The organism is Kordia zhangzhouensis (genome assembly GCF_001005305.1).
Classification (GTDB): domain Bacteria; phylum Bacteroidota; class Bacteroidia; order Flavobacteriales; family Flavobacteriaceae; genus Kordia; species Kordia zhangzhouensis.
The window spans coordinates 207,885-229,118 of the sequence record NZ_LBMH01000001.1 but is presented as its reverse complement, the minus strand read 5'-3'; the positions used below and the strand labels follow the sequence as shown (position 1 = coordinate 229,118).

Sequence of the window (21,234 nt, the reverse complement as noted above, 5' to 3'; positions counted from 1 at the left end):
TGGAATATAAAAAACCCGAAAGCCAAAACTTTCGGGTTTTATCTTTTTAAAAAAGAAAAATCTATTGGAAATCTTCTTTTTTTAATGGTTTGTTTACGTTTACAGAAATGGTTTTAAATTCAATTTTTTGTCCAGCCATTGGCACAACCATTTCATATGGAAATTTAATTCCATCAACTTCTTTGTAATCTCCATAAGTTGTTTCTTGTACAACTTCTTGTCCTCCAGGGCCTTTTGCTGTTTCTGCTTTTTTAACCTTTAATCCAGAAGTGGTGTCGTAATAGTTTGTTACTTTTTCACCTGAAGATTTTTCTACCTCAACTACATAGGCATCTTTTCCTTCTACAGATTCAATACCTTTTAATGTTAGTTTGCTATCACTGTAATTTAGTTCAGGGAATAATCCTTTTCTAGCTTTCATTTCGTCAATCATTTCTGCAGGCATGTCTCTTTTTTGTCCTTGTTGTGACATGTATCCTTTTTCGCCATCAAAAGCTTGTTTAAATACAGATCCCATTCCTACCATGCTCACATCAGTCATCATCATATTAGGACTTTTTTGCTTTAAAGTAGTAATCATAGACATTCCTTGAAAGGAAGCTTCCATTTCTTGAACAGTGGTAGTTACTTGCATTAATTTCTCTTTACCTCCAATTGCATTGATATAATTGTCAATCACAGTTTGAGCAGTTACGCCAGCAGGAATTGGTTTTTTGAAAACAGGTTTTTCTGTTGGTTCCCCAAATTCGTTGAAATATTTTACAGGAATCTTTTTTCCATCAAAAGTTAAATTTTCTAGTGCACCAATAACTTCGCTACCTTTTCCTGTAACCACAATACGTAAGTTATCTTTTTGGAAATATTTTTGAGCAGCACGCAATACATCTTCTTTTGTTACTGCTTCTATTTTTTCTAGATAAGTTTCGTAGAAGTTGGCAGGAAGATCTTCTGTAATAATATTTAAAGCATAATTAGCAATGGTTGACGGGCGCTCAACTCCAGTGACAAAACGACCAACATATTTTGCTTTTACATTTTTTAATTCTTCATCTGAAACCAGTTCAGTAGTAATCTTTTTGATTTCTTTTAAAATTTCTACTACAGCGCTATCTGTTACAGCATTACGAACACTAGCAGTAGCTTTAAAAGTTGAAATTGTTTTTCTGTTGTCTCCAATGCTTGAATACGAACCGTAAGTGAATTTTTTATCTTCACGTAAGTTGTTGAATAAGCGGGCTTCTCCACCACCACCTAAGATGTTGTTTGCAATCAATACAGGGAAATAATCTTCGTCTTTCATGGTTAATTTTACAGTGTTTTGAACACTCAATTCAGACTGAACAGCATTATCCGCATTGATAAAGTTAACCTCTGTACTGGTAGCATTTTTTGCCGTATCATAAGTATCTGCTACAATTGTGCCTTTTTCCCAATTTTTGAAAAGTTTCTTAACTAACTTTTTAACATCTTTAGTTTTAACATCTCCAATAATGATTAAATATGCATTATTTGGTCTAAAATACTTGTTGTGAAAAGCTTTAACATCTTCTAGTGTTACATTGTTTACGGTTTCTTCAGTAATAAACTCTCCGTATGGGTGATTTGCTCCGTAGGCTAAAACTGATTGTACTCTGCCTGCGATAGCACCTACATTTTTCTTTTGTGACTTTAGATTTTCTAAAATTTTAGCTCGTTCGCTTTCAAGTTCTTCTTGCGTAAAGTTTGGATTTAAAGCTCCATCAGCCATTAATTCCATAATTCGTGGAAAGTATTTGGATAGCGAGCTTGCAAAAGCACTTTGCGAACCAAAATTTAATGACGCTCCTAAATAGTCAACTTCTTCATTAAAAGCATCTTTTGAAATTGAGGTAGAGCCACTTCCTAGCAATGAACTTACCAAACTTGTAAGTCCAGCTTTATTACCTTCTACAATTAGTGGGTTATCAATTGTAAGCGTTGCTGATACTCGTGGTAATTTATTATTTTCTACTACCAATACGGTCAATCCATTTTTTAATGTAAAGGTATTTGGTTTTCCAATGTTAACTTTGGGTGCAGGTCCTGGTTTTGGTTGTTGAGACCTGTCTATTTGTGCTTGCATCGTTAGTGAAGTTACAAACAATACAAGAAGTGAAATTATTTTTGTTTTCATGCGATTTTTATTTTTTTTCTGTTTTTTCAGCAGGTTTGTATTCTAAAATTAAACGTTGGTTTGGTTTCAAATACTTGTTAGCTACTTCTCTAATTTCTTCTCTAGTGATTGATCTGTAAATATCAATTTCTGTATTAATCAAATTCGTATTTCCGTACATTACATTGTAACGAGCTAAAGAGTTAGCAATTCCTTGAACACTCGAATTTGAGTTTACAAAATTGTTTTCAAATTTATTTTGAAGTTTTTGGTAATCTTTCTCAGAAATCAATTCTGTTTGAAGCTTTTTGATTTCGTCGTCCATTTCCACTTTTAAGTCTTCCAAGGTATTTTCTCCTAAAGGAAGTGCAAATAAAGCATAGGTGCCGTAATCTTTTTGGCTAAAGTTTACAGCTTGTACAGCTAATGCCATTTTTTTATCATCTACCAATCGCTTGTATAGTTTAGAGCTTTTTCCGTTGCTTAAGTACGTAGAAATCATATCTAATACGCGCGCATCTCTCGTTGTAAATGAAGGAGTTCTGTACGCAGCGATGATTGCAGGAATTTGAATATTCGAGTCAAAATATTCTACTTTAAACTCTTCTGTAATTGGATCTTCTTTAGGAAAATTACGAACAATCTCTTCTCCTTTAGGAATAGGGCCGAAGTAATCTTTAATCATTTTTTTAGTTTTTGCGATATCTATATCGCCAGCTACAACTAAAGTCGCATTATTTGGAACGTAGAATTTCTTAAAATACGCTTTGAACTCATCTAAAGTTGCTGCGTCTAAGTGTTCCATTTCCCCAATGTTTTTGTATTTGTATGGGTGTTTTTTGAAGATATTTTCATTCACGACAAACAATAATTGCCCATAGGGTTGATTGTCATAACGTTGTCTCTTTTCTTCTTTTACGACTTCACTTTGGGTGTCCACACCTATTTGGTTGATTACGGGATGCATCATGCGTTCAGATTCCATCCACAATCCTAACTCTAAATTATTTGACGGAAACACTTCATAGTAATAAGTTCTATCTTGCGATGTGTTTGCATTGTTACTTCCTCCGTTGGAAGAGACAATTTTGAACCATTGTCCGCGATCAATATTTTCGGTGCCTTCAAATAAAAGATGCTCAAAGAAGTGAGCAAATCCAGTACGCTCTGGGTTGTTGTTTCCTCCTAAATCTTTTCCTCCAACGTCGTACATTACTGAAGTTGTGACTACAGGAGCAGAATTGTCTTGGTGAAGAATGACATGTAGACCATTATCTAAATCATATTCTTCAAATTTAACTTCTTGAGCTTGGGAAATAAATCCGAAAAGCAATAAAGAAGCTACTGAAAATAATCTTTTTTTCATTGCATTAAACTTTTTTTGACTTTACGTTATTTTACATAGGACGCAAGTTCTATAAAATTGTTACACCTTACAAGATTTATTGAAACTTTACAATAACTTTAATAGGTATTTTGGTTTTCTTGCTTCGCTTTTCGTCAAATAATTAGTATTTTTATAAGAGACTAATCCCAAAAAAAAATAATCATGGAAAGCAGATCTGTAAAATATGGAGTTTTTATTGCGGTAGGATTAATCGCCTATTTTTTACTTGTAAAATTGATTGGAATGCATGAAAATCCGTGGTTTCGAATATTTAATGGGTTTATTGTAGGCTATGGAATTTTCAAAGTAATAAAAGAGACAAAATATGCGAATGGGCGTAATTTTAACTATTTTGATGGTTTTAAAGCTGGACTGATTGCTGGATTTATAGCAACAATAGTATTTACACTATTTATGGCAGTTTACATATTTCATCTTAATCCTGAATTTGCTGAACGGATTATGGAAACAGGATTGGATAAATATTCTGAAGAACCAGGTCTTTTATTGTTTGTTATTATACTAGAAGGATTCGCTTCTGCGGTGATTTTGAGTCTGTTATTTATGCAAAAATTTAAACCAAGTAACAACATTAAACAGAAAGACTTATAGAAGTGTTTGTAGATTAATTAATTAGATGTATATTTGCATCCATTTTTGAATAAAATATAATTAATTAAACGATACGCTATGTATGCAATTGTAGAGATAGCAGGGCAGCAATTCAAGGTTGCGAAAGATCAAAAAGTATTTGTTCATCGTTTAGCTACAGAAGAAGGAAAGCAAGTGACTTTCGATAATGTTCTTTTGTTAGATGATAACGGACAAGTTACAATTGGCGCCCCAGCTATAAACGGAGCCGCAGTAGAGGCTAAAGTTTTAAAACACCTTAAAGGTGATAAAGTGATTGTTTTCAAAAAGAAAAGACGTAAAGGTTACCGTGTAAAAAATGGTCACCGTCAGTCATTAACTGAAATTGTAATTGAAAACATTGTTGCTTCTGGAGCTAAAAAAGCTGAACCAAAGAAGGAAGCAAAAAAAGAAGATGCGAAGCCAGTGGCAAAAAAAGCATCTAATAAAGGAGGAGATGATTTAAAAAAGATTGAAGGAATTGGTCCAAAAATCGCTTCTACTTTAAATGAAGCAGGTATCACAACGTATGCTGATTTAGCAAAAACGGATGCTGCTAAAATTTCTGAAATCATTGCAGATGTTCGTGGTAATCACGTAACTGACACTTGGCCAAAACAAGCACAATTAGCTGCTGATGGAAAGTGGGATGAATTGAAGAAATGGCAAGACGAATTAGATGGTGGGAAAGCATAATTGCTAAATCACTGAAGTATAACAAAATAAAACCTTACGAAGATGGCTCACAAAAAAGGAGTTGGTAGTTCGAAAAACGGTAGAGAATCAGAATCGAAACGATTAGGAGTTAAGATTTTTGGTGGACAAGCAGCAATTGCTGGAAATATCATCGTTAGACAAAGAGGTACAACTCACAACCCAGGAGAAAATGTATATATGGGAAAAGACCATACATTACATGCTAAAGTAGACGGTATTGTGAAATTCACAAAGAAAGCAAACAACAGATCTTACGTATCTATCGAACCTTTCGAAGCATAAGTAAAATCTTTGCAACAACTAAAAAAAGCCTGAACATTTGTTCAGGCTTTTTTATTGTTTTGTCATTTTATAAGCAAACCCTTGGTTGTTTTCTCCTAAAACATATACTTGAAGTTCTTTTTCATTTAACTTTTTATACTGGATTTTTTTAGGAAAATCATGAGAAAGGTTTTCAAACGATACCAATGAATCTACGCGCTGATTTAATATAAAACGAATCGCTTTTCCTTGGTTCTGATTGGAAACCAAAGCAGTATAAATAATTTCATTATTCTCTTTGTGAATTGAAAGCGTTTCAGATATATGCTTTTCACCATGAACTAATTTATAGGAGTGTCCTTCTAATTTCGTAAGAGAAACTTTTTCCCATACTTCGTATTGATTCTTATTTTCAATCTTCCATGTTCCTTCAAGAAAGGAAATTTGATCTTGTTTACATGAAAATAATGTCATCAAACTTAAAAATGCAATGCTTGCTACTGTACTAATTCTCATAATATTTGTTTTTTGAAAGGTAAAATTAGAAGAGAATTATTTGGGAAAATTGTAAAAAACCGACGAAGACTTATTTTTTAAGAAAAAAGTTAGCCATAGAATTTTCAAAAAAACCATATTTTGAAGGATCTTCTCCTGAAAACTCCTTGAAATTCTTTATAAAATGTGATTGATCATAAAATCCAGATTGATAAATAATATCTGCCCAATCAACATTTTCTTTTTGAACTAGCGAAAAGATATGCGCAAAGCGTATTATTCTGCTATAAAACTTTGGAGATAGTCCAATGTGGCTTTTAAAATATCGTTCTAAGCTGCGCTGTGTGATTCCTACTGTGTTTTCGAGTTGTTTGCTACTTATGTTTCCTTTAGCCTCAATGATAAGTTGTGTAGCATGCTCTCCTTTGGTTGTTTTAGTAGGAAGATTAAAGTTTTTTAAAAACCATTCTTCAATCATTACTACTTTTTCAGAAAATGAGTGTTGGGAAATAGCAATGTTTTTTAATTGTATTAAAATGGGGTGTGTTTCAAAATTTATATTTTCAACCTTATTGGTCAAAAAGGCGCTATTTATGCCAAATAAAGTATGTAGTGCCCATGGTTGAAATTTGATGGCAAACATGCCAATACTACCTGTGTTTTGAAGGAAAAAGTAGTTTGTAATTTGACCAGCAATAATGTCTTTGGATTGTAGTTTCCAAGTGCCATTTACATTGGATTGATACGGGTCGCCGTAGTGAAAAATCATCTCAGGATATCCATCAGGGATAATTTTTTCCTGCTTGGAATCAATAGCTTTTGAATCATTTATTGCCCAAAGCTCTTTAATAATACAATGTAATTTTTTTGTCGGATTTTGTTGAAAAAACTTCATAATTAAGATGATAAAAAGCCTCAATTCTATGTATTGAGGCTTTAAAGTTTAAAAAGAAAGTTTATTATTTTACAAACCCTTTTTTCTTTAATAAAGGTTCAATTTCTGGTTCAGAACCTCTGAAGGTTTTATAGAGTTTCATTCCGTTTTGTGAGCCGCCCATGCTTAACATTTTGCGGTAACGTTTTGCTGTTTCTGCGTCAAAGATATTCCCAGTGTCTTTGAATGCTTGAAAAGCATCTGCATCTAGTACTTCAGACCATAAGTAGCTATAATATCCTGAAGAATAGCCCACTGGACTAGAAAAGATATGACCAAAATAGGTGCTTCTATAGCGTGGAACAATTTCTTCGATTAATCCAAGATCATCCATAGCTTGTTTTTCAAAAGCATTTACATCTGTTGGGATGTCTTCCTTTTTCGAGTGCCATGCCATATCTAAATAGGCTGCTGCCATATATTCTACAGTCGCAAATCCTCCATTGAATGAATTGGCGTCTTTCATTTTCTTAATCATAGTGTCTGGTATTACTTCCCCTGTTTGATAATGTTTTGCAAACATACGAAGCACTCTTGGTTCACTCATCCAATTTTCCATTACCTGAGAAGGGAATTCAACAAAGTCTCTCGGGACATTAGTTCCTGATAAAGATTCGTATTTTACGTTTGAAAATAACCCATGTAGTGCGTGACCGAATTCATGAAATAAGGTTTCTGCTTCTGTAAATGATAATAATGATGGAGAATCTCCTGAAGGAGCTGGATAGTTAAAATTGTTTGTCACTATTGGAGTAACCATTCCATCAACATTCATTTGACTGCGTAAAGCATTCATCCATGCACCACCACGTTTACTTTCTCTAGCAAAGAAATCCATGTATATGATTCCCAAGTGTGTTCCATTTGCTTCTAAAACTTCAAATACTTGTTGATCTTCATGCCATTTAGGAATGTGATTCATTTCCTTAAAAGTAAGACCAAATAGTTCGCTTGCTAATGCAAAAACACCATCACGTACTGCATTTACTTCAAAGTATGGGCGTGTTTCTTCTTCGTCAAAATTATAGCGTTCTTTTCTGACTTTTTCTACGTAATATCTCCAATCACTACCTCTAAATTCACCGTTGATTCCTTCAGTAGCCATTTTTTTAGCCAAGGCTTCACGTTCAGATTTTGCCATTTCTAATGCAGAAGGCCATAACTTATCCATGAAGCCATATACAGCTTCGGGAGTTTCTGCCATATTATCAGATAAGATATAAGCGGCGTGGGAATCGTAGCCTAATAAATTGGCTTTTTCTAAACGCAGCGCAGCCATTTCACTCAAAATAGCTTTATTGTCATTTTCGTTATCATTGTTGGCGCGCATCGCATAGCCATCAAATAAAATTTTTCGAGCATCTCTATTGGGAGATGTTTGTAAGAATGGATTAATGCTTGGACGTTGTAGTGTAAATGACCAGCCTTCTTTATGTCCTCTTTTTTTTGCTTCAGCAGCAGCGAGAGATACTAGACTTTGCGGAAGATTTCCTAAGTCATTTTTGTCTGTTGTATGATACTCAAAATTATTGGTTTCGTCTAAAAGATTTTCGCCAAAATCACTGCTTAGCTTTGCTAGTTGTGTATTGATTTCCCGAAGACGATTTTGATCTTTTCCTTCAAGGCTGATTCCAGCACGAACAAAGTTTTTATGTGTTTCTTCTAATAAACGTTCTTCCTCAGGAGTAAGAGATAAATCTTCTTTTTGATCATACACAGCTTTTACACGTTCATATAGTGTAGCATTCAAATTGATAAAATCGTTATGAGCTGCGATGGCAGGTGTAATTTCTTTGGCGGCAACTTTTAGTGTATCATCTGTATTGGCAGAGTTAACAGCGTAAAAAATACGCTGCAATCTTTTAAGATTTTTTCCGCTAAATTCTAATGCTTCAATTGTATTTTGAAAAGTAGGCGTTTCAGTATTTTCACTGATGGCTTTGATTTCGTTCTCGTTTTCTTTTAATGCAATTTTAAAAGCAGGTAAATAATCACTACTTTTTATTTTGTCGAAAGGTGGTACGCCATGAGGTGTATTCCATTCAATCAATAAAGGATTTTCTGTCATAGATGTTTCAGAGTTTTTTTGGGGCGTAGCATCTTTACATGAAGTAAATAACAAAATGCCGCTCATAATTGCTATGGAGGTTCGTTTCATAGGTTTGTTGGTTTAAACAAACAAGATACCGTTTTTTTAAATGTTAAAACACTATTTTAACATTCTATGCGATTGTATATTTTTTTTCGTTATATACATATTACTCTGATTTTTAATTTCCATGAAAAAATTCATTTTTAGTATTGTATTTAGTATCAGTCTAGTTGCTTTTGGGCAAAAGAAAATTCATGTATTTGTTGCTCTGTGTGATAATATCAACCAAGGTATTGTTCCAGTTTCAAAGTCTCTCGGAAATGGGCAAAATCCGCAAACAAATTTATATTGGGGTGCTTTATATGGTGTGAAAACATATTTAAAACAAAGCAAAGAATGGAATCTTGTGAAAGTTATTCCTTCCAAAAATGCTAAAATATTAGAGAGCTTGCTTTTTAAACACACAAATTCTGACACATACTTACTAGCACAAGCGTATGATGGGAAATATATTAAAGAGACAACAATTGATTTTCTGCAAGCAAGTAGTGGAAAAAATTCTGTTGAAATACAAATTAAGAATAAAAAATTGAGCTTTGGCGGCAATGCAGATTTGATAGCTTATGTAGGTCATGATGGATTAATGGAATTTGATTTGGATATGAAGTTTAATCCGCAAAACAAGAAGAAACGCGATGTAATTATATTGGCTTGTGTAAGCAAAGCGTATTTTACACCATACATTCAACAAACTGGGGCAAATCCATTGGTTTGGACTACTGGATTAATGTCTCCTGAAGCTTATACGTTGAAATCGGCTATAGAAGGTTGGATAAAAAATGAATCAGATGCAGAAATACGAGAACGTGCTGTAAAGGCTTATCATCAATATCAGAAATGTGGTATGCGTGGCGCACGTGGTTTGTTGGTGACGGGATACTAGATTTTTATTTTAAAAACCCTATTGTATCAGTTAAAGTATAAAAATCACAGCTAGAGGTGACTTCTAACTGTGATTTTAGAGCATATTCGTTATATACTATCTTGCAGCTTTAGGATTTCCAACTGCTTGTGAGGCTGCTGTACAGCTAATTATGTGTCCATTCCCATAATCGCCGCTAATATCATCTTCAGAATGATACGTTCCTGACATAATGGTAGATGTACATAAATAGCCTGCGCCACCATTAATAGCCTGTTGCTCTTTTTTACTTAACTCTCTTACGGAGTGTAACGCTGAAATTTTTTTTAACATAATTAAAAAATTTTAATGATTAATGTTGTGAAATTAGAATGCATTTTCAGCGTATACAATTAATGCAAAATTCATTTTATAAAAGAGAGGTTGGTTTTTTACTTCGAATCTTTCTTTTTTTCATCAGTGGTCATACTATCCGGTCTGGTAGTGAGCGTAGGATGACATACGATTGGGTCAGTACAACAAAAGGTTTCATTTGTTTCAACATTATCTCCACCTTTTAAAACTTGAAGATTTGCAACACGTACTTTTGTAAGTTTTAACGAACTAAGGGTTAATTTTTGTTTTTTCATACTAATCTAAATATTAATGTTTATATGCCTCGAATATAGTCCATACGTGGGTTTGACAAAAATACAAATGCCTTCGTTTTATGAAATAGAGGTTAAATTTTTGATGTAATAGGAAGGGTAAATACCCGTTTGTTTTTTAAAAGCTCTTGAAAATGCGCCTTCACTTTTAAAACCTAATTCTTCAGCAATTGCTTTTATGGTATACGATTGCATGATTTTATCATTTTTTAATTTGCGAATCACATAATTAATGCGTAGTTCGGTTATGTAATTTTTAAAGGTCATTCCTTTTTGTTCGTTGATAATTTGCGACAAATACGTTGTGTTAGTATTGAGTTTTTTAGCTACGGTAATCAAACTTGTTTTTTGATCTAAAAATGCATGAGACTTTTCAAACTTTTGAAGTCCATTTAAAATTTTGGTAATTTTTTCGTCTGAAATTTGGTATTTACTGTTAGTCTCTGAGGTTTCTGTAGTTTCTTTTTCGATAGCTTCCACATTTAATTTTTGAACTAACGCATCAAACTTTTTTCGGTTGTCTTGTTGTTGTTGTTTGTAAATCCAAAATAAAATAAGCAATGCTAGTAGCAATCCAACAGAAACCATCCATAACGATATGTTTTGTTTTTCCTTTTGATTCGATTTGAGCTGTAAAGTTTTTATTTTGCTCTCCAGTGTTTTTTTATCGTACTCTTTTAAAATAGTGTACCGAATTGCTTCCTGAATGGTGTCTGTATATGAATAATTATGTGCCAAACGATAATTTTCTAAAGCTTTTTTGGCACTGTCAATTTGCTCATAACTGTTAGCAAGTAATGAAAGGACTTCTCTAAATTGAAAATCATCAAATTCAATTTTTCTTTGCAGGGTTTTAATCGCTTCAAATTCTACAATTGCTTCAGGAAACATCTTCTTTTCATAATATGTTTTTCCACGAAAGCGATATACGGGATATAGGTTTCGCTGTATTCCTAAAGAAGAAACTAAGCTATCTGCTTTATTTAGAGAGAGTAGTGCTTCGTCGTATTCTTTTTGCATGTAATTCACAATTCCCTGTAAAGAGTAATAATAGCTCAGTGCATCTGTGTCATTATGCTCGATGCTCATTGTTTTCAAGGTAGGTAAATAATTTGCGGCAGCATCAACATCAAAATAGGAATAGGCAGAGATGAGTCCAATCAACATATTTATATATAAAGTATGATAGTTTTTTTCTTCCATAATTGGCGCAATAATTTCTTTATTTTTAAGAAATAACTCGGTAGCCCCTTTATGATCTCCCATAATATTTTTGATGGAACCAATACTGTGATTTGAGTAGATTTGATAACGTACGTTTTGAGTGCTTCTTGCCAGCGAATCCATTTGTAAATAATAGGTGATAGCGTCATTATATTTTCCAAACGTATAATACGTTTTTCCTTTGTGGCTTATTGCTTTAATGAGCAAAGCATTGTCTTTTTGAGTGTTTGCATAGGTAATGCACGAATCGATATACGCTAACGATGATTGCATATTTCCAAAATAATTTTCAGAAGAAGCATTCAATAAATACGCAATATTTTTTTCTTGAGAATTGTTTTCTTGTGTGGCTTTTTTCAATAACACTTTGGCATACTGTTGTGCCAACGTAGGATTGGTATATTCTAATTTGGTGTATTGTTTTTTAAGTTCTCGATAGGATATTTTTTGAAGTGAATCTGCTTGTTGTGCAACGCTTATATTTACGAAGCAGAAAAGTGAAATACAAAGAAAACGAATATATGTATTCATGAATGAAGGAATTTGTGGGATAAAAAATACTATCAAATATAACGCCAGTCTTAAGCAATATTATACACAACATATAATTTCTCTAATAAAATGCATTGTTTTGCTTTTAAAGGAAAATAAACCTAACTGTTTAAAGAACTAGTGATTATAGTGGCATACATTTTACAATGTAGATACGCAACGGTACGATAGGTTGTTTAAAAATGATCAAAAAAGAAAGCCTTTCATCTTTCGACAAAAGGCTTTAACCATATTTATATAGATATATTCTTAGTATCTGTAGTATTCTGGTTTGAATGGTCCTTCAACCGTTACTCCAATGTACTCAGCTTGCTCGTGAGAAAGCTCTTCTAATTCAACACCAATTTTAGCTAAATGCAAACGTGCTACTTTTTCGTCTAAGTGTTTTGGTAGCATGTATACTTTGTTTTCATATTTATCAGAATGATTCCAAAGTTCGATTTGAGCCAATGTTTGGTTAGTAAATGAGTTACTCATTACAAAACTTGGGTGACCAGTTGCGCAACCTAAGTTTACCAAACGTCCTTCAGCCAACAAGATAATGTCTTTTCCATTAATTGTATACTTGTCAACTTGAGGTTTAATTTCCACTTTCGTATTACCGTAATTTTTGTTCAACCAAGCAACTGCAATTTCGTTGTCAAAGTGACCAATATTACATACGATAGTTTTATCTTTCATTGCTTCAAAGTGCTTTCCAGTAACGATATCTTTGTTTCCAGTCGTAGTAATTACGATATCAGCATTTCCAACAACTGTGTCTAATTTTTTAACTTCAAAACCGTCCATAGCAGCTTGTAATGCGCAAATTGGATCGATTTCTGTTACTGTTACAATACTTCCAGCACCTTTAAAAGAAGCAGCAGTTCCTTTACCTACATCTCCGTATCCACAAACAACCACTCTTTTTCCTGCTAGCATTACATCTGTAGCTCTACGAATAGCGTCTACAGCACTTTCTCTACATCCGTATTTATTGTCAAATTTAGATTTTGTTACAGAATCATTAATGTTGATTGCTGGCATTGGTAACGTACCATTCTTCATTCTTTCGTATAATCTGTGAACACCGGTTGTTGTTTCTTCAGACAATCCTTTAATTCCTTCAACTAATTCTGGATATTTATCTAACACCATATTTGTTAAATCACCTCCGTCGTCTAGGATCATATTCAATGGTTTGCGATCTTCTCCGAAGAAAAGCGTTTGCTCAATACACCAGTCAAACTCTTCTTCATTCATTCCTTTCCAGGCGTATACAGGAATTCCTGCTTCTGCGATTGCAGCAGCAGCTTGATCTTGAGTTGAGAAGATGTTACAAGAACTCCAAGTAACTTCAGCTCCAAGAGCTACTAAAGTTTCAATTAAAACGGCAGTTTGGATTGTCATGTGTAAACAACCTGCAATTCTAGCTCCTTTTAAAGGTTGTTCGTCTTTATATTCTTCACGAAGACTCATTAATCCTGGCATTTCTGCTTCGGCTAATTCGATTTCTTTTCTTCCCCAAGCTGCTAAAGAAATATCTTTAACTTTATACGCTACATAAGGAACTGATTTTGTACTCATGTTTTCTTTTTTTATAGTTTAATAATTTATGGCTAAAAAAACCAAAATATGCTTAAATTCGCTCTGTAACTTTACAATGTGCTCGGCACGTTAAAAGTTTGCGAGTGCAAAGGTACTAAATAACTTTTTAATATAATGGCTCTTTACAAAACTATAACAGTAAATACACATACTAAAGTATTGATTTGGAAGATAGAAGAGTCTTTTGAGGAGTTGAATCGACATGTAAAACTCACAAAACATTGTCAACAACGACTAGATGGCATGCGTTCAGAAATTCACCAACGAGGATTTCTAAGTGTTCGTCATTTATTGGCAGAACTTGGATATAGTGATTTTGATTTGTTTTATGATGAACGAGGAAAACCACACCTAAAGGATGGGAAACATATTTCAATTACTCATTCATTCATTTTTTCAGCAATTATAGTGAGTGATACAATTCCTGTAGGAATAGATATCGAAAAACAACGTGATAAAATATTGCGGATTGCTCATAAGTTTACACCTTTAGAAGAGTATAATACCATAGCCAATCATGAAGCCTTGGTGCGGAAAGTAACAATTGTTTGGGGAGGAAAAGAATCTATCTATAAAGTATATGCCGAAAAAGGATTAAGCTTTTTGAAGCATATTGATATTGACGATTTTTCTATGGATGCATCTCATACCAAAGGCACAGTGTATTATGGAAATGATACGGCTACATATTCACTTGATTTTTTAGAGTTTGAAGGATTTACATGCGTATATGCATTAGAAGAAAATCGATAAAATGATGAGGCAAGCGTTGTATCAAGAAATCATTCAAGCAAAAGAAAATAATCAGAAATTAGTGGCAGTTCTAATTGATCCTGAAAAAATAGCTATTTCACATATTCCTCATTTTTTTGAAAAAGTACATCAATCAATTATTACACATGTGTTGGTAGGAGGAAGTACAGATGTAGATAAAAAAATGCATCGTGTTGTAGAAAAAATAAAAAAAACGACACAATTACCGGTGTTAATTTTTCCAGGAAGTCATGAGCAAATTACAGAAGCGGCAGATGGTATTTTGTTTTTATCATTGCTTTCAGGGCGGAATCCAGTCTATTTAATTGAACAACAAATACAATCAGTTGAAAAGTTAATTGATACGCAATTAGAGATTATTCCGACAGGTTATATTTTAATTGATGGAGACACAGAAACGGCGGTTCAACGTGTGAGTCAAACACAACCGATTTCACAAAAAAATCACAAAGAAATTATTCATACAGCATTGGCAGGGCAATTTTCAGGAAAACAACTTATATATTTAGAAGCAGGAAGCGGTGCTAAAAAAATGGTTGCTTCAGCTATCATTAAAAAAGTTGCACATCAATTAAAAATTCCATTAATTATTGGAGGAGGAATTCGCTCAAAAAAACAACTCAATGCCGCTTTTGAAGCTGGAGCGAATATGGTAGTGATTGGAACTGCTTTTGAAGAAAATGAAGCTTTTTTGGAAGAGCTAAAAAAGTGATAAAATATTAGTTTGTATGTATGCAAAATCAAACGAACAAAAAATGAATATTAATTAATGGACATATCTGTAGAATTAACACTGACACCGTTGCAAAACGATTTTGAAAAACCAATCATCAATTTTATCAAAAAGCTGAGAGCATCAAAATTTACAGTCTTAGAAAATCCTTTGAGCACACAAGTTTATGGAGATTATGATGGTGTCATGAAACTATTGACTGAAGAAGTTCGAACTGCGTTTGAAAACGAAGAACACATTCTACTCACAATGAAAATCGTAAAATCTGACCGAAGCAACCATGAGCCAACTTATTGATTTTTTAACAAAACCGTATGAAGGAGCTGCTTGGACAACAATTATGTTGGAAATTCTCGCTGCTGGATTTGGAGTTTTAAGCGTTTGGTTTGCCAAAAAAGAAAAAATTTGGGTATATCCTACAGGGATTATTAGTACGTTGATATACATGTATATCTGTTATCAATTCATTTTATATGGAGATTTCATCGTTAATGCGTATTACACAATCATGAGTTTATACGGTTGGTATATGTGGGCACGCGTGCGAAATGATTCGAAGCTTGAAATTTCACGGACAAATTTTTGGGACAAAATCAAAACTGCCTTCATATTTGTATTTACAGCCGCTTTCACGTATGTTGTTTATGTTCAATTTAATATGATTGATATACATTTAGGTGTTTCTGAAACCATCGATTTGATATTTTCTAGCTTTGGCTCGATAGAAGAAATAAGAGGAATTAAAGAATACTTAGACATCTTTACCACGGGTGTTTTCTTTTCTGGAATGTGGTTAATGGCAAATAAAAAAATTGAAAATTGGCTATTTTGGATTTTTGGAAATCTTGTATCTATACCACTTTATTTTGTTAAAGGACTAGGATTTACAGCTATACAATTCACAATTTTCTTAATTTTAGCCATCTTTGGATATCTTGAATGGAGAAAAACACTGAAAGGCAAAGGAATCAGCCAACAAGCAAGCAAATCAAAATAGTTGTAATTGGTCCAGAATCTACTGGAAAAACAACACTGGTTAAGCAGTTAGCGACACATTATAAAGCTGTATGTGTACCTGAGTATTCTCGAATATTTGCTGAAGAAAAAAAACAAAAAGGGAAAACATTGACAAGTGACGATGTTTTGCCAATCGCAAAAGGACAATTAGCCTTAGAAGAAGAAGTTGCGTATCATCCATTCGTAATATGTGATACAGATATTTTAGCAACATTTACCTATGCTAAGATATATTATCCAGAATTCAATGGAGAAGCCCTTCAAAAATACATAGAAAAACACCACGCTGATTTCTATTTTTTAACTTATATTGATGTCCCTTGGGAAGCCGACGGAATCCGTGATTTGCCTCAAAAAAGGGAAATAGCGTTCTCCGAATTTGAGCAAACCTTAAAAACCTATAATCAACCCTATGCGTTGTTGAAAGGAGATCAAAAAACTCGTTTTCAAACGGCAACAGCGATCATAGATAAATTGCTACAAAAATCTTGAACTTTTCAAAAAAACATACCGAACAAATATATGCCAAAGGACTTACTACGTCAGCTATAGAAGTACAATTGCGGAAATTTGGAAAAAAAATACCGTATGTAGATATTACGGCACATGCTAGTGTAGGACATGGAATTATACAATTAAATACTGAAAAAGAAGAAGCATACATAAAAACATATGAAGAAAAACGGAATACTCTTGAAATTATTAAGTTTACTCCAGCTTCTGGCGCTGCCACTCGAATGTTCAAGTTCCTGTATAAATTCCTTGAAAGTTATAACCCTAAAAAAGAATCAATCAATTCATATATCAATAAAGAAAAAGAACCTGAAATTCGAATTTTCTTTATAGGACTTGAAAAATTTCCTTTTTATGAAGAAGTACTCAAAATGATGAATACTTCTGAAGAACAACGTACCAAAAACCCTGATCAATTTAACTACGATTTTGTACATACGTTATTGGCTGAAACAGGTCTTAATTATGGAAATTTTCCCAAAGGGCTGCTCCCTTTTCATAAATATAAAAATCACTTGTCTACACCGTTTCAAGAGCATTTATTTGAAGCAGCAAGTTATGCTTGCAAAGACAAAGTTGCTAAACTACATTTTACAATTTCCGAGCATCACTATCAGAAGTTTAAAACTACTGAAGAAAAAATACTGCCTCCTATTTCTCAAAAAACAGGATGTACTTTTGAAATATCATATTCATATCAATCTGAACAAACGGACACGATAGCTGTTGACTATAAAAACAAACCCGTATTAGATGCGAATGGAGATTTGATTTTTAGACCTGGCGGACATGGTGCATTAATTCAAAACTTGAATGCTATAGAAGCAGATCTTATCTTTATTAAAAATATAGACAATGTAGTCGTAAATACGTATGAATCAGAAATATCTCGTTACAAGAAAATATTGGCGGGAAAACTAATAACACTGCAACAAAAAGCATTTGAATTTATGAAAATGTTACATGCAGGAGTCACAAATGAAGAACTTACCGCAATCTTACACTTTTTGTACACAGAGCTAAATGTTCAAATTAGCGAAGAATTTGAAAAATATTCTCAAAAATACCAAATAGAGTATTTAATTGAAAAACTAGACAGACCTATTCGTGTGTGCGGAATGGTAAAAAATGAAGGAGAACCTGGCGGCGGGCCATTTTGGGTAAAACACGAAAACGGAGCAAACTCACTCCAAATTGTAGAATCTGCTCAGATTGATAAACGAAGCGAATATCATCAAAGCATTCAAAAACTAGCAACTCACTTCAATCCGGTTGATATGGTTTGCGGCGTTAGAAACTATCAAGGAAAAAAATATAATCTAACTAAATTTGTAGATAAGAAATCATACTTTATAGCATCCAAATCCAAAAGCGAGAAAAAAATAAAAGCACTTGAATTACCAGGACTTTGGAATGGAGGCATGGCATTTTGGAACACAGTTTTTGTTGAAGTGCCATTAGTTACTTTCAATCCAGTAAAAACTATTAATGACTTATTAAAACCTACACATCAAATCAAGTCGTGATTGCTTTTATACTTACATCAAAAACACCCTGAAAAAGGACATTTTTGATGTTTTTTAAATATTATAAATTAATAAGTACATGGGTTTCCGTTAATGTCCAAACCATTTCCTAGTGTGTGTGTACAACGAATGGCTTCTGTAATTTTAATAGGCTCTGTTTGGCAGGTTTCTACATCAGAAATAACACATGAGTTCTTAGTAAAGCGAACGGCATCTTGCCCGCCATAAATTAAATTCAAATTTGATAATTGAGAAATTCGTGTTACATGTAACGATAATTTTTGCTGTAAATTCTGTTTTTTCATTTGTATAAAGTTTTTGGTTAGATAGTAAAGTTACTGATTTTCAGGTGATATGTATTTTTAGAAAACTAAAATTCTTTCAGTTTGTCAAAGAGGTTTCTTTATTTTTAAATGTAATAACTGACAAAAAATAAATCGTATAAATGTGTTGAAAAACTGTGTAGAATTAAAAAACTGAATTATTTTTGCAGCATCTCAAAGGGGTGCAATTTGGAGCAATCCAAAACGCTGAGATTATACCCAATGAACCTGGGCAGGTAATGCTGCCAAGGGATGGACTAGGTCAGTTATGACCTAATATGCCGGCAGTCATAGTCTGTCAACAATCACAAATTAATTTAATCCAAAGAATAATTACCCCTTTTATTCGTAACAAAATGTTTTACGAATATGAAGAATTTATTCGCTTTTTTATGTCTTTTCACGCTATCAGTCAGTCTGCAAGCACAAAACTTTACGGTGTCAGGAACGGTAACTAACAAGGAAGGAAAACCTCTAGAAGGAGCAGTCGTAGCTTTAAAAAAGACTTCATTAGGAACTACTACCAGCGACAAAGGTCGGTATTCTATTAGTCTTTCAGATGGTTTATATGAAATTACTTGTTCTTTTGTCGGAATGAAATCCGAAACAAAAAAAATTTCAGTTTCTAGTAACCTTGTTATCAACTTCACCTTATCCGATACTTCGGAAGCGCTAGATGCGGTCTTAATTTCGGCTGTTCGAGTAAATGCCGATTCGCCAATTACCTATTCAAATATAGAAAAAGAAGAAATTGAAGAACGTAATTTAGGGCAAGACATTCCAATTTTAATGAACTTTATGCCTTCTGTTGTCACAACTTCTGATGCGGGCGCAGGTGTTGGTTACACAGGAATTCGCGTGCGTGGTAGTGATGCAACACGAGTAAATGTTACTATTAACGGAATTCCATACAATGACGCAGAAAGTCAAGGTACTTTTTGGGTTAATATGCCAGATTTAGCTTCATCTACAGAAAGTATTCAATTGCAACGAGGTGTCGGAACTTCAACCAACGGATCAGGAGCATTTGGGGCTAGTTTGAGTTTATTAACGGATGCAGTATCAGAAAAAGCAAACGGAGAAATTTCAAACTCTTTTGGAAGCTTCAATACTAGAAAACATACAGTAAAGTTTAGTACGGGAAAACTAGATGGTAATTTTGAGCTGGCAGGACGCTTATCAAAAATCAAGTCCGATGGGTATATTGATCGTGCTATTTCCGATTTAAGTGCCTATTTTTTACAAGCTTCGTATGTAGATGACAATACATTAATTAAAGCATTGACGTTTGGCGGACATGAAGTTACCTATCAAGCTTGGAACGGTATTGACAAACAAACACTAGAAACGAATAGGACTTTCAACCCTTCAGGACAATTTACTGACGAGAATGGTAATGAGCGTTTTTACGATAATGAAGTTGACAATTATAGGCAAGATCATTATCAATTTCATTGGAATCAAAAACTTTCTGATAGCTGGACAACAAATTTAGGTCTTAACTACACATTTGGGAGAGGATATTTTGAACAATATAAAGAAGATGAGCCTTTTGCAGAATACGGTTTTGATGAGATTGTCATTAATGGAACAACGATTAACAAAACAGATTTGATTCGACGACGTTGGTTAAAAAATGATTTTTATGTAATCAACGCAAATGCGAATTATAAAAAGAACGATTTGGAGATGGATTTTGGAGCGTTCTTAGGAGTTTACAATGGTGATCATTTTGGAGAAGTTATCTGGGCAAGATTTGCTAGTGACAGTGAAATTAGAGATCGCTACTACGAAGGGAATGGGAAGAAAAATGATTTGAGCTTTTTTACGAAAGCAACTATTCGTGTAAATGATAAAGTAACCTTGTTTGGAGATGTACAAGTGCGTAATGTGAGCTATGAAACCTCTGGAATTACTTCTGATTTGGTGTCTTTTAACATAGATGAAAACTATACATTCTTTAATCCAAAAGCCGGAATCAATTATCGAATTGATGTTAAAAACAGTTTATACTTTTCCTATGCAAGAGCAAATCGTGAGCCAAATCGTAGTGACTTTGAAAACAACAACAACGTAAAACCAGAACAATTAGATGACTTTGAGTTGGGATGGCGTTGGAATAACGAAAGTTTTACCGTAAATACCAATGCTTACTACATGTTATATAATAATCAATTGGTGCTCACTGGAGCGCTAGATGATACAGGGACACCATTGAGAACAAATAGTGGAAAAAGCTATCGTTTAGGACTTGAAGTCGATGCATCATTTAAAATAAACAATCAGTTTACAATTCGACCAAATATAGCTATTAGCACAAACAAAAATGTAGATTTCATAGCATCAAAAGACGGAAGTTTGGTTGATTTAGGGAACACAGACATCTCTTTTTCACCAAACTTTATAGCAGGAAACATATTTACCTATGCGCCTACTGAAAAATTCCAAGTATCGTTATTGTCTAAATTTGTGGGAGAACAGTATATGGGTAATATTGACTCGGGCACTTCTAAATTGGATAGTTATTTTGTGAACGATTTAAATTTGAACTATGAGATTGATATGAATTCATTTTTTGAATCAATAACTTTTACAGGGTTAATTAATAATATTTTTGGAGAAGAATATGTGTCAAATGGATACTTTTATACGTATGATGATACATGGTCAAACCCAGGAACTGTAACAACCATTGAAGGCGCAGGATTTTATCCACAAGCCACTAGAAACTTTCTAGTAGGAATGACATTAAAGTTTTAAAATAGAAAT

General features: G+C 33.5%; 21 protein-coding genes. 11 read left to right on the top strand and 10 right to left on the bottom strand.

The window, feature by feature from the left end; all coding sequences use genetic code 11:
- Nucleotides 1–61: 61 nt before the first annotated feature.
- Both AA088_RS01115 and AA088_RS01110 read right to left on the bottom strand, forming a co-directional pair.
- Nucleotides 62–2,152 (bottom strand): insulinase family protein, encoded by a 2,091-nt coding sequence (locus AA088_RS01115; RefSeq protein WP_046743084.1) that lies wholly within the window; start codon nucleotides 2,150–2,152, stop codon nucleotides 62–64.
- A gap of 7 nt (nucleotides 2,153–2,159) precedes the next feature.
- Nucleotides 2,160–3,497 carry a M16 family metallopeptidase gene (locus AA088_RS01110; RefSeq protein ID WP_046743083.1) on the bottom strand — a complete coding sequence of 446 codons (1,338 nt, stop codon included), beginning with the start codon at nucleotides 3,495–3,497 and terminating at the stop codon, nucleotides 2,160–2,162.
- Between the two features lie 183 nt (nucleotides 3,498–3,680).
- Here AA088_RS01110 and AA088_RS01105 point away from each other — a divergent pair, with 183 nt between their 5' ends.
- The 3 genes from AA088_RS01105 (at nucleotide 3,681) to rpmA (ending at nucleotide 5,147) form a co-directional block, all read left to right on the top strand.
- Nucleotides 3,681–4,130, top strand: coding sequence for a DUF4199 domain-containing protein (locus AA088_RS01105; RefSeq protein WP_046743082.1), 450 nt, complete (start codon nucleotides 3,681–3,683; stop codon nucleotides 4,128–4,130).
- Nucleotides 4,131–4,208: 78 nt separating this feature from the next.
- Nucleotides 4,209–4,844 (top strand): 50S ribosomal protein L21, encoded by a 636-nt coding sequence (gene rplU / locus AA088_RS01100; protein WP_046743081.1) that lies wholly within the window; start codon nucleotides 4,209–4,211, stop codon nucleotides 4,842–4,844.
- Between the two features lie 42 nt (nucleotides 4,845–4,886).
- Nucleotides 4,887–5,147, top strand: a complete 261-nt coding sequence (gene rpmA / locus AA088_RS01095) for a 50S ribosomal protein L27 (RefSeq protein ID WP_046743080.1) — start codon at nucleotides 4,887–4,889, stop codon at nucleotides 5,145–5,147.
- Between the two features lie 51 nt (nucleotides 5,148–5,198).
- Here rpmA and AA088_RS01090 read toward each other — a convergent pair whose 3' ends face one another.
- The 3 genes from AA088_RS01090 to AA088_RS01080 all read right to left on the bottom strand — a co-directional run bounded on the left by AA088_RS01090 (nucleotide 5,199) and on the right by AA088_RS01080 (nucleotide 8,713).
- Entirely contained in the window at nucleotides 5,199–5,642 is a 444-nt protein-coding gene (locus tag AA088_RS01090) for a DUF6265 family protein (RefSeq protein ID WP_046743195.1), read from the bottom strand.
- 70 nt (nucleotides 5,643–5,712) lie between these two features.
- Nucleotides 5,713–6,516, bottom strand: coding sequence for a helix-turn-helix domain-containing protein (locus AA088_RS01085; protein ID WP_046743079.1), 804 nt, complete (start codon nucleotides 6,514–6,516; stop codon nucleotides 5,713–5,715).
- A 64-nt stretch (nucleotides 6,517–6,580) separates the two neighbouring features.
- A complete protein-coding gene (locus tag AA088_RS01080) occupies nucleotides 6,581–8,713 on the bottom strand; it encodes a M3 family metallopeptidase (protein ID WP_046743078.1) in 2,133 nt (710 codons plus the stop codon).
- 121 nt (nucleotides 8,714–8,834) lie between these two features.
- Here AA088_RS01080 and AA088_RS01075 point away from each other — a divergent pair, with 121 nt between their 5' ends.
- Nucleotides 8,835–9,590, top strand: coding sequence for a hypothetical protein (locus tag AA088_RS01075; protein ID WP_046743077.1), 756 nt, complete (start codon nucleotides 8,835–8,837; stop codon nucleotides 9,588–9,590).
- 96 nt (nucleotides 9,591–9,686) lie between these two features.
- Here AA088_RS01075 and AA088_RS01070 read toward each other — a convergent pair whose 3' ends face one another.
- From AA088_RS01070 to ahcY, 4 genes are all read right to left on the bottom strand, one after another.
- The gene (locus AA088_RS01070) at nucleotides 9,687–9,902 is read right to left on the bottom strand and encodes a hypothetical protein (protein WP_046743076.1); all 216 of its coding nucleotides are present in this window, start codon (nucleotides 9,900–9,902) and stop codon (nucleotides 9,687–9,689) included.
- Between the two features lie 98 nt (nucleotides 9,903–10,000).
- A complete protein-coding gene (locus tag AA088_RS18515) occupies nucleotides 10,001–10,198 on the bottom strand; it encodes a hypothetical protein (protein WP_046743075.1) in 198 nt (65 codons plus the stop codon).
- A gap of 78 nt (nucleotides 10,199–10,276) precedes the next feature.
- Nucleotides 10,277–11,971 carry a helix-turn-helix domain-containing protein gene (locus AA088_RS01060; protein ID WP_046743074.1) on the bottom strand — a complete coding sequence of 565 codons (1,695 nt, stop codon included), beginning with the start codon at nucleotides 11,969–11,971 and terminating at the stop codon, nucleotides 10,277–10,279.
- A 270-nt stretch (nucleotides 11,972–12,241) separates the two neighbouring features.
- Nucleotides 12,242–13,558 carry an adenosylhomocysteinase gene (ahcY, locus tag AA088_RS01055; RefSeq protein ID WP_046743073.1) on the bottom strand — a complete coding sequence of 439 codons (1,317 nt, stop codon included), beginning with the start codon at nucleotides 13,556–13,558 and terminating at the stop codon, nucleotides 12,242–12,244.
- A gap of 135 nt (nucleotides 13,559–13,693) precedes the next feature.
- On the opposite strand from ahcY, the gene AA088_RS01050 reads away from it, so the two are divergent.
- From AA088_RS01050 to AA088_RS01025, 6 genes are read left to right on the top strand one after another with little or no spacing between them, the layout of a single operon-like run.
- A complete protein-coding gene (locus AA088_RS01050) occupies nucleotides 13,694–14,332 on the top strand; it encodes a 4'-phosphopantetheinyl transferase family protein (protein WP_046743072.1) in 639 nt (212 codons plus the stop codon).
- Between the two features lies 1 nt (nucleotide 14,333).
- Complete coding sequence (locus tag AA088_RS01045; protein ID WP_046743071.1) at nucleotides 14,334–15,065, top strand: geranylgeranylglyceryl/heptaprenylglyceryl phosphate synthase; 732 nt, start codon at nucleotides 14,334–14,336, stop codon at nucleotides 15,063–15,065.
- Nucleotides 15,066–15,122: 57 nt separating this feature from the next.
- Nucleotides 15,123–15,383 carry a YkoF family thiamine/hydroxymethylpyrimidine-binding protein gene (locus AA088_RS01040; RefSeq protein WP_046743070.1) on the top strand — a complete coding sequence of 87 codons (261 nt, stop codon included), beginning with the start codon at nucleotides 15,123–15,125 and terminating at the stop codon, nucleotides 15,381–15,383.
- Nucleotides 15,367–16,083 (top strand): nicotinamide riboside transporter PnuC, encoded by a 717-nt coding sequence (gene pnuC / locus AA088_RS01035; RefSeq protein ID WP_046743069.1) that lies wholly within the window; start codon nucleotides 15,367–15,369, stop codon nucleotides 16,081–16,083. The genes AA088_RS01040 and pnuC overlap by 17 nt, the downstream gene beginning before the upstream one ends.
- Nucleotides 16,026–16,595 carry an AAA family ATPase gene (locus tag AA088_RS01030; protein ID WP_046743068.1) on the top strand — a complete coding sequence of 190 codons (570 nt, stop codon included), beginning with the start codon at nucleotides 16,026–16,028 and terminating at the stop codon, nucleotides 16,593–16,595. The genes pnuC and AA088_RS01030 overlap by 58 nt, the downstream gene beginning before the upstream one ends.
- The gene (locus AA088_RS01025; RefSeq protein WP_046743067.1) at nucleotides 16,592–18,142 is read left to right on the top strand and encodes a DUF4301 family protein; all 1,551 of its coding nucleotides are present in this window, start codon (nucleotides 16,592–16,594) and stop codon (nucleotides 18,140–18,142) included. Before AA088_RS01030 ends, AA088_RS01025 begins: the two co-directional genes overlap by 4 nt.
- 68 nt (nucleotides 18,143–18,210) lie before the next feature.
- Here AA088_RS01025 and AA088_RS01020 read toward each other — a convergent pair whose 3' ends face one another.
- The gene (locus AA088_RS01020; RefSeq protein ID WP_046743066.1) at nucleotides 18,211–18,447 is read right to left on the bottom strand and encodes a hypothetical protein; all 237 of its coding nucleotides are present in this window, start codon (nucleotides 18,445–18,447) and stop codon (nucleotides 18,211–18,213) included.
- 387 nt (nucleotides 18,448–18,834) lie between these two features.
- Here AA088_RS01020 and AA088_RS01015 point away from each other — a divergent pair, with 387 nt between their 5' ends.
- Nucleotides 18,835–21,225, top strand: a complete 2,391-nt coding sequence (locus AA088_RS01015) for a TonB-dependent receptor (protein ID WP_082106498.1) — start codon at nucleotides 18,835–18,837, stop codon at nucleotides 21,223–21,225.
- Nucleotides 21,226–21,234: the final 9 nt, after the last annotated feature.

What these genes read in the sequence shown, in the direction of transcription:
- pnuC (WP_046743069.1), top strand. Translation starts at nt 15,367, where the DNA reads ATGAGCCAACTTATTGATTTTTTAACAAAACCGTATGAAGGAGCTGCT.
- AA088_RS01060 (WP_046743074.1), bottom strand. Translation starts at nt 11,971, where the DNA reads ATGAATACATATATTCGTTTTCTTTGTATTTCACTTTTCTGCTTCGTA.
- AA088_RS18515 (WP_046743075.1), bottom strand. Translation starts at nt 10,198, where the DNA reads ATGAAAAAACAAAAATTAACCCTTAGTTCGTTAAAACTTACAAAAGTA.
- AA088_RS01080 (WP_046743078.1), bottom strand. Translation starts at nt 8,713, where the DNA reads ATGAAACGAACCTCCATAGCAATTATGAGCGGCATTTTGTTATTTACT.
- AA088_RS01015 (WP_082106498.1), top strand. Translation starts at nt 18,835, where the DNA reads ATGAAGAATTTATTCGCTTTTTTATGTCTTTTCACGCTATCAGTCAGT.
- ahcY (WP_046743073.1), bottom strand. Translation starts at nt 13,558, where the DNA reads ATGAGTACAAAATCAGTTCCTTATGTAGCGTATAAAGTTAAAGATATT.
- AA088_RS01090 (WP_046743195.1), bottom strand. Translation starts at nt 5,642, where the DNA reads ATGAGAATTAGTACAGTAGCAAGCATTGCATTTTTAAGTTTGATGACA.
- AA088_RS01115 (WP_046743084.1), bottom strand. Translation starts at nt 2,152, where the DNA reads ATGAAAACAAAAATAATTTCACTTCTTGTATTGTTTGTAACTTCACTA.
- AA088_RS01110 (WP_046743083.1), bottom strand. Translation starts at nt 3,497, where the DNA reads ATGAAAAAAAGATTATTTTCAGTAGCTTCTTTATTGCTTTTCGGATTT.
- AA088_RS01105 (WP_046743082.1), top strand. Translation starts at nt 3,681, where the DNA reads ATGGAAAGCAGATCTGTAAAATATGGAGTTTTTATTGCGGTAGGATTA.
- AA088_RS01045 (WP_046743071.1), top strand. Translation starts at nt 14,334, where the DNA reads ATGATGAGGCAAGCGTTGTATCAAGAAATCATTCAAGCAAAAGAAAAT.
- AA088_RS01030 (WP_046743068.1), top strand. Translation starts at nt 16,026, where the DNA reads ATGGAGAAAAACACTGAAAGGCAAAGGAATCAGCCAACAAGCAAGCAA.
- AA088_RS01085 (WP_046743079.1), bottom strand. Translation starts at nt 6,516, where the DNA reads ATGAAGTTTTTTCAACAAAATCCGACAAAAAAATTACATTGTATTATT.
- AA088_RS01040 (WP_046743070.1), top strand. Translation starts at nt 15,123, where the DNA reads ATGGACATATCTGTAGAATTAACACTGACACCGTTGCAAAACGATTTT.
- AA088_RS01020 (WP_046743066.1), bottom strand. Translation starts at nt 18,447, where the DNA reads ATGAAAAAACAGAATTTACAGCAAAAATTATCGTTACATGTAACACGA.
- rpmA (WP_046743080.1), top strand. Translation starts at nt 4,887, where the DNA reads ATGGCTCACAAAAAAGGAGTTGGTAGTTCGAAAAACGGTAGAGAATCA.
- AA088_RS01075 (WP_046743077.1), top strand. Translation starts at nt 8,835, where the DNA reads ATGAAAAAATTCATTTTTAGTATTGTATTTAGTATCAGTCTAGTTGCT.
- AA088_RS01070 (WP_046743076.1), bottom strand. Translation starts at nt 9,902, where the DNA reads ATGTTAAAAAAAATTTCAGCGTTACACTCCGTAAGAGAGTTAAGTAAA.
- AA088_RS01050 (WP_046743072.1), top strand. Translation starts at nt 13,694, where the DNA reads ATGGCTCTTTACAAAACTATAACAGTAAATACACATACTAAAGTATTG.
- rplU (WP_046743081.1), top strand. Translation starts at nt 4,209, where the DNA reads ATGTATGCAATTGTAGAGATAGCAGGGCAGCAATTCAAGGTTGCGAAA.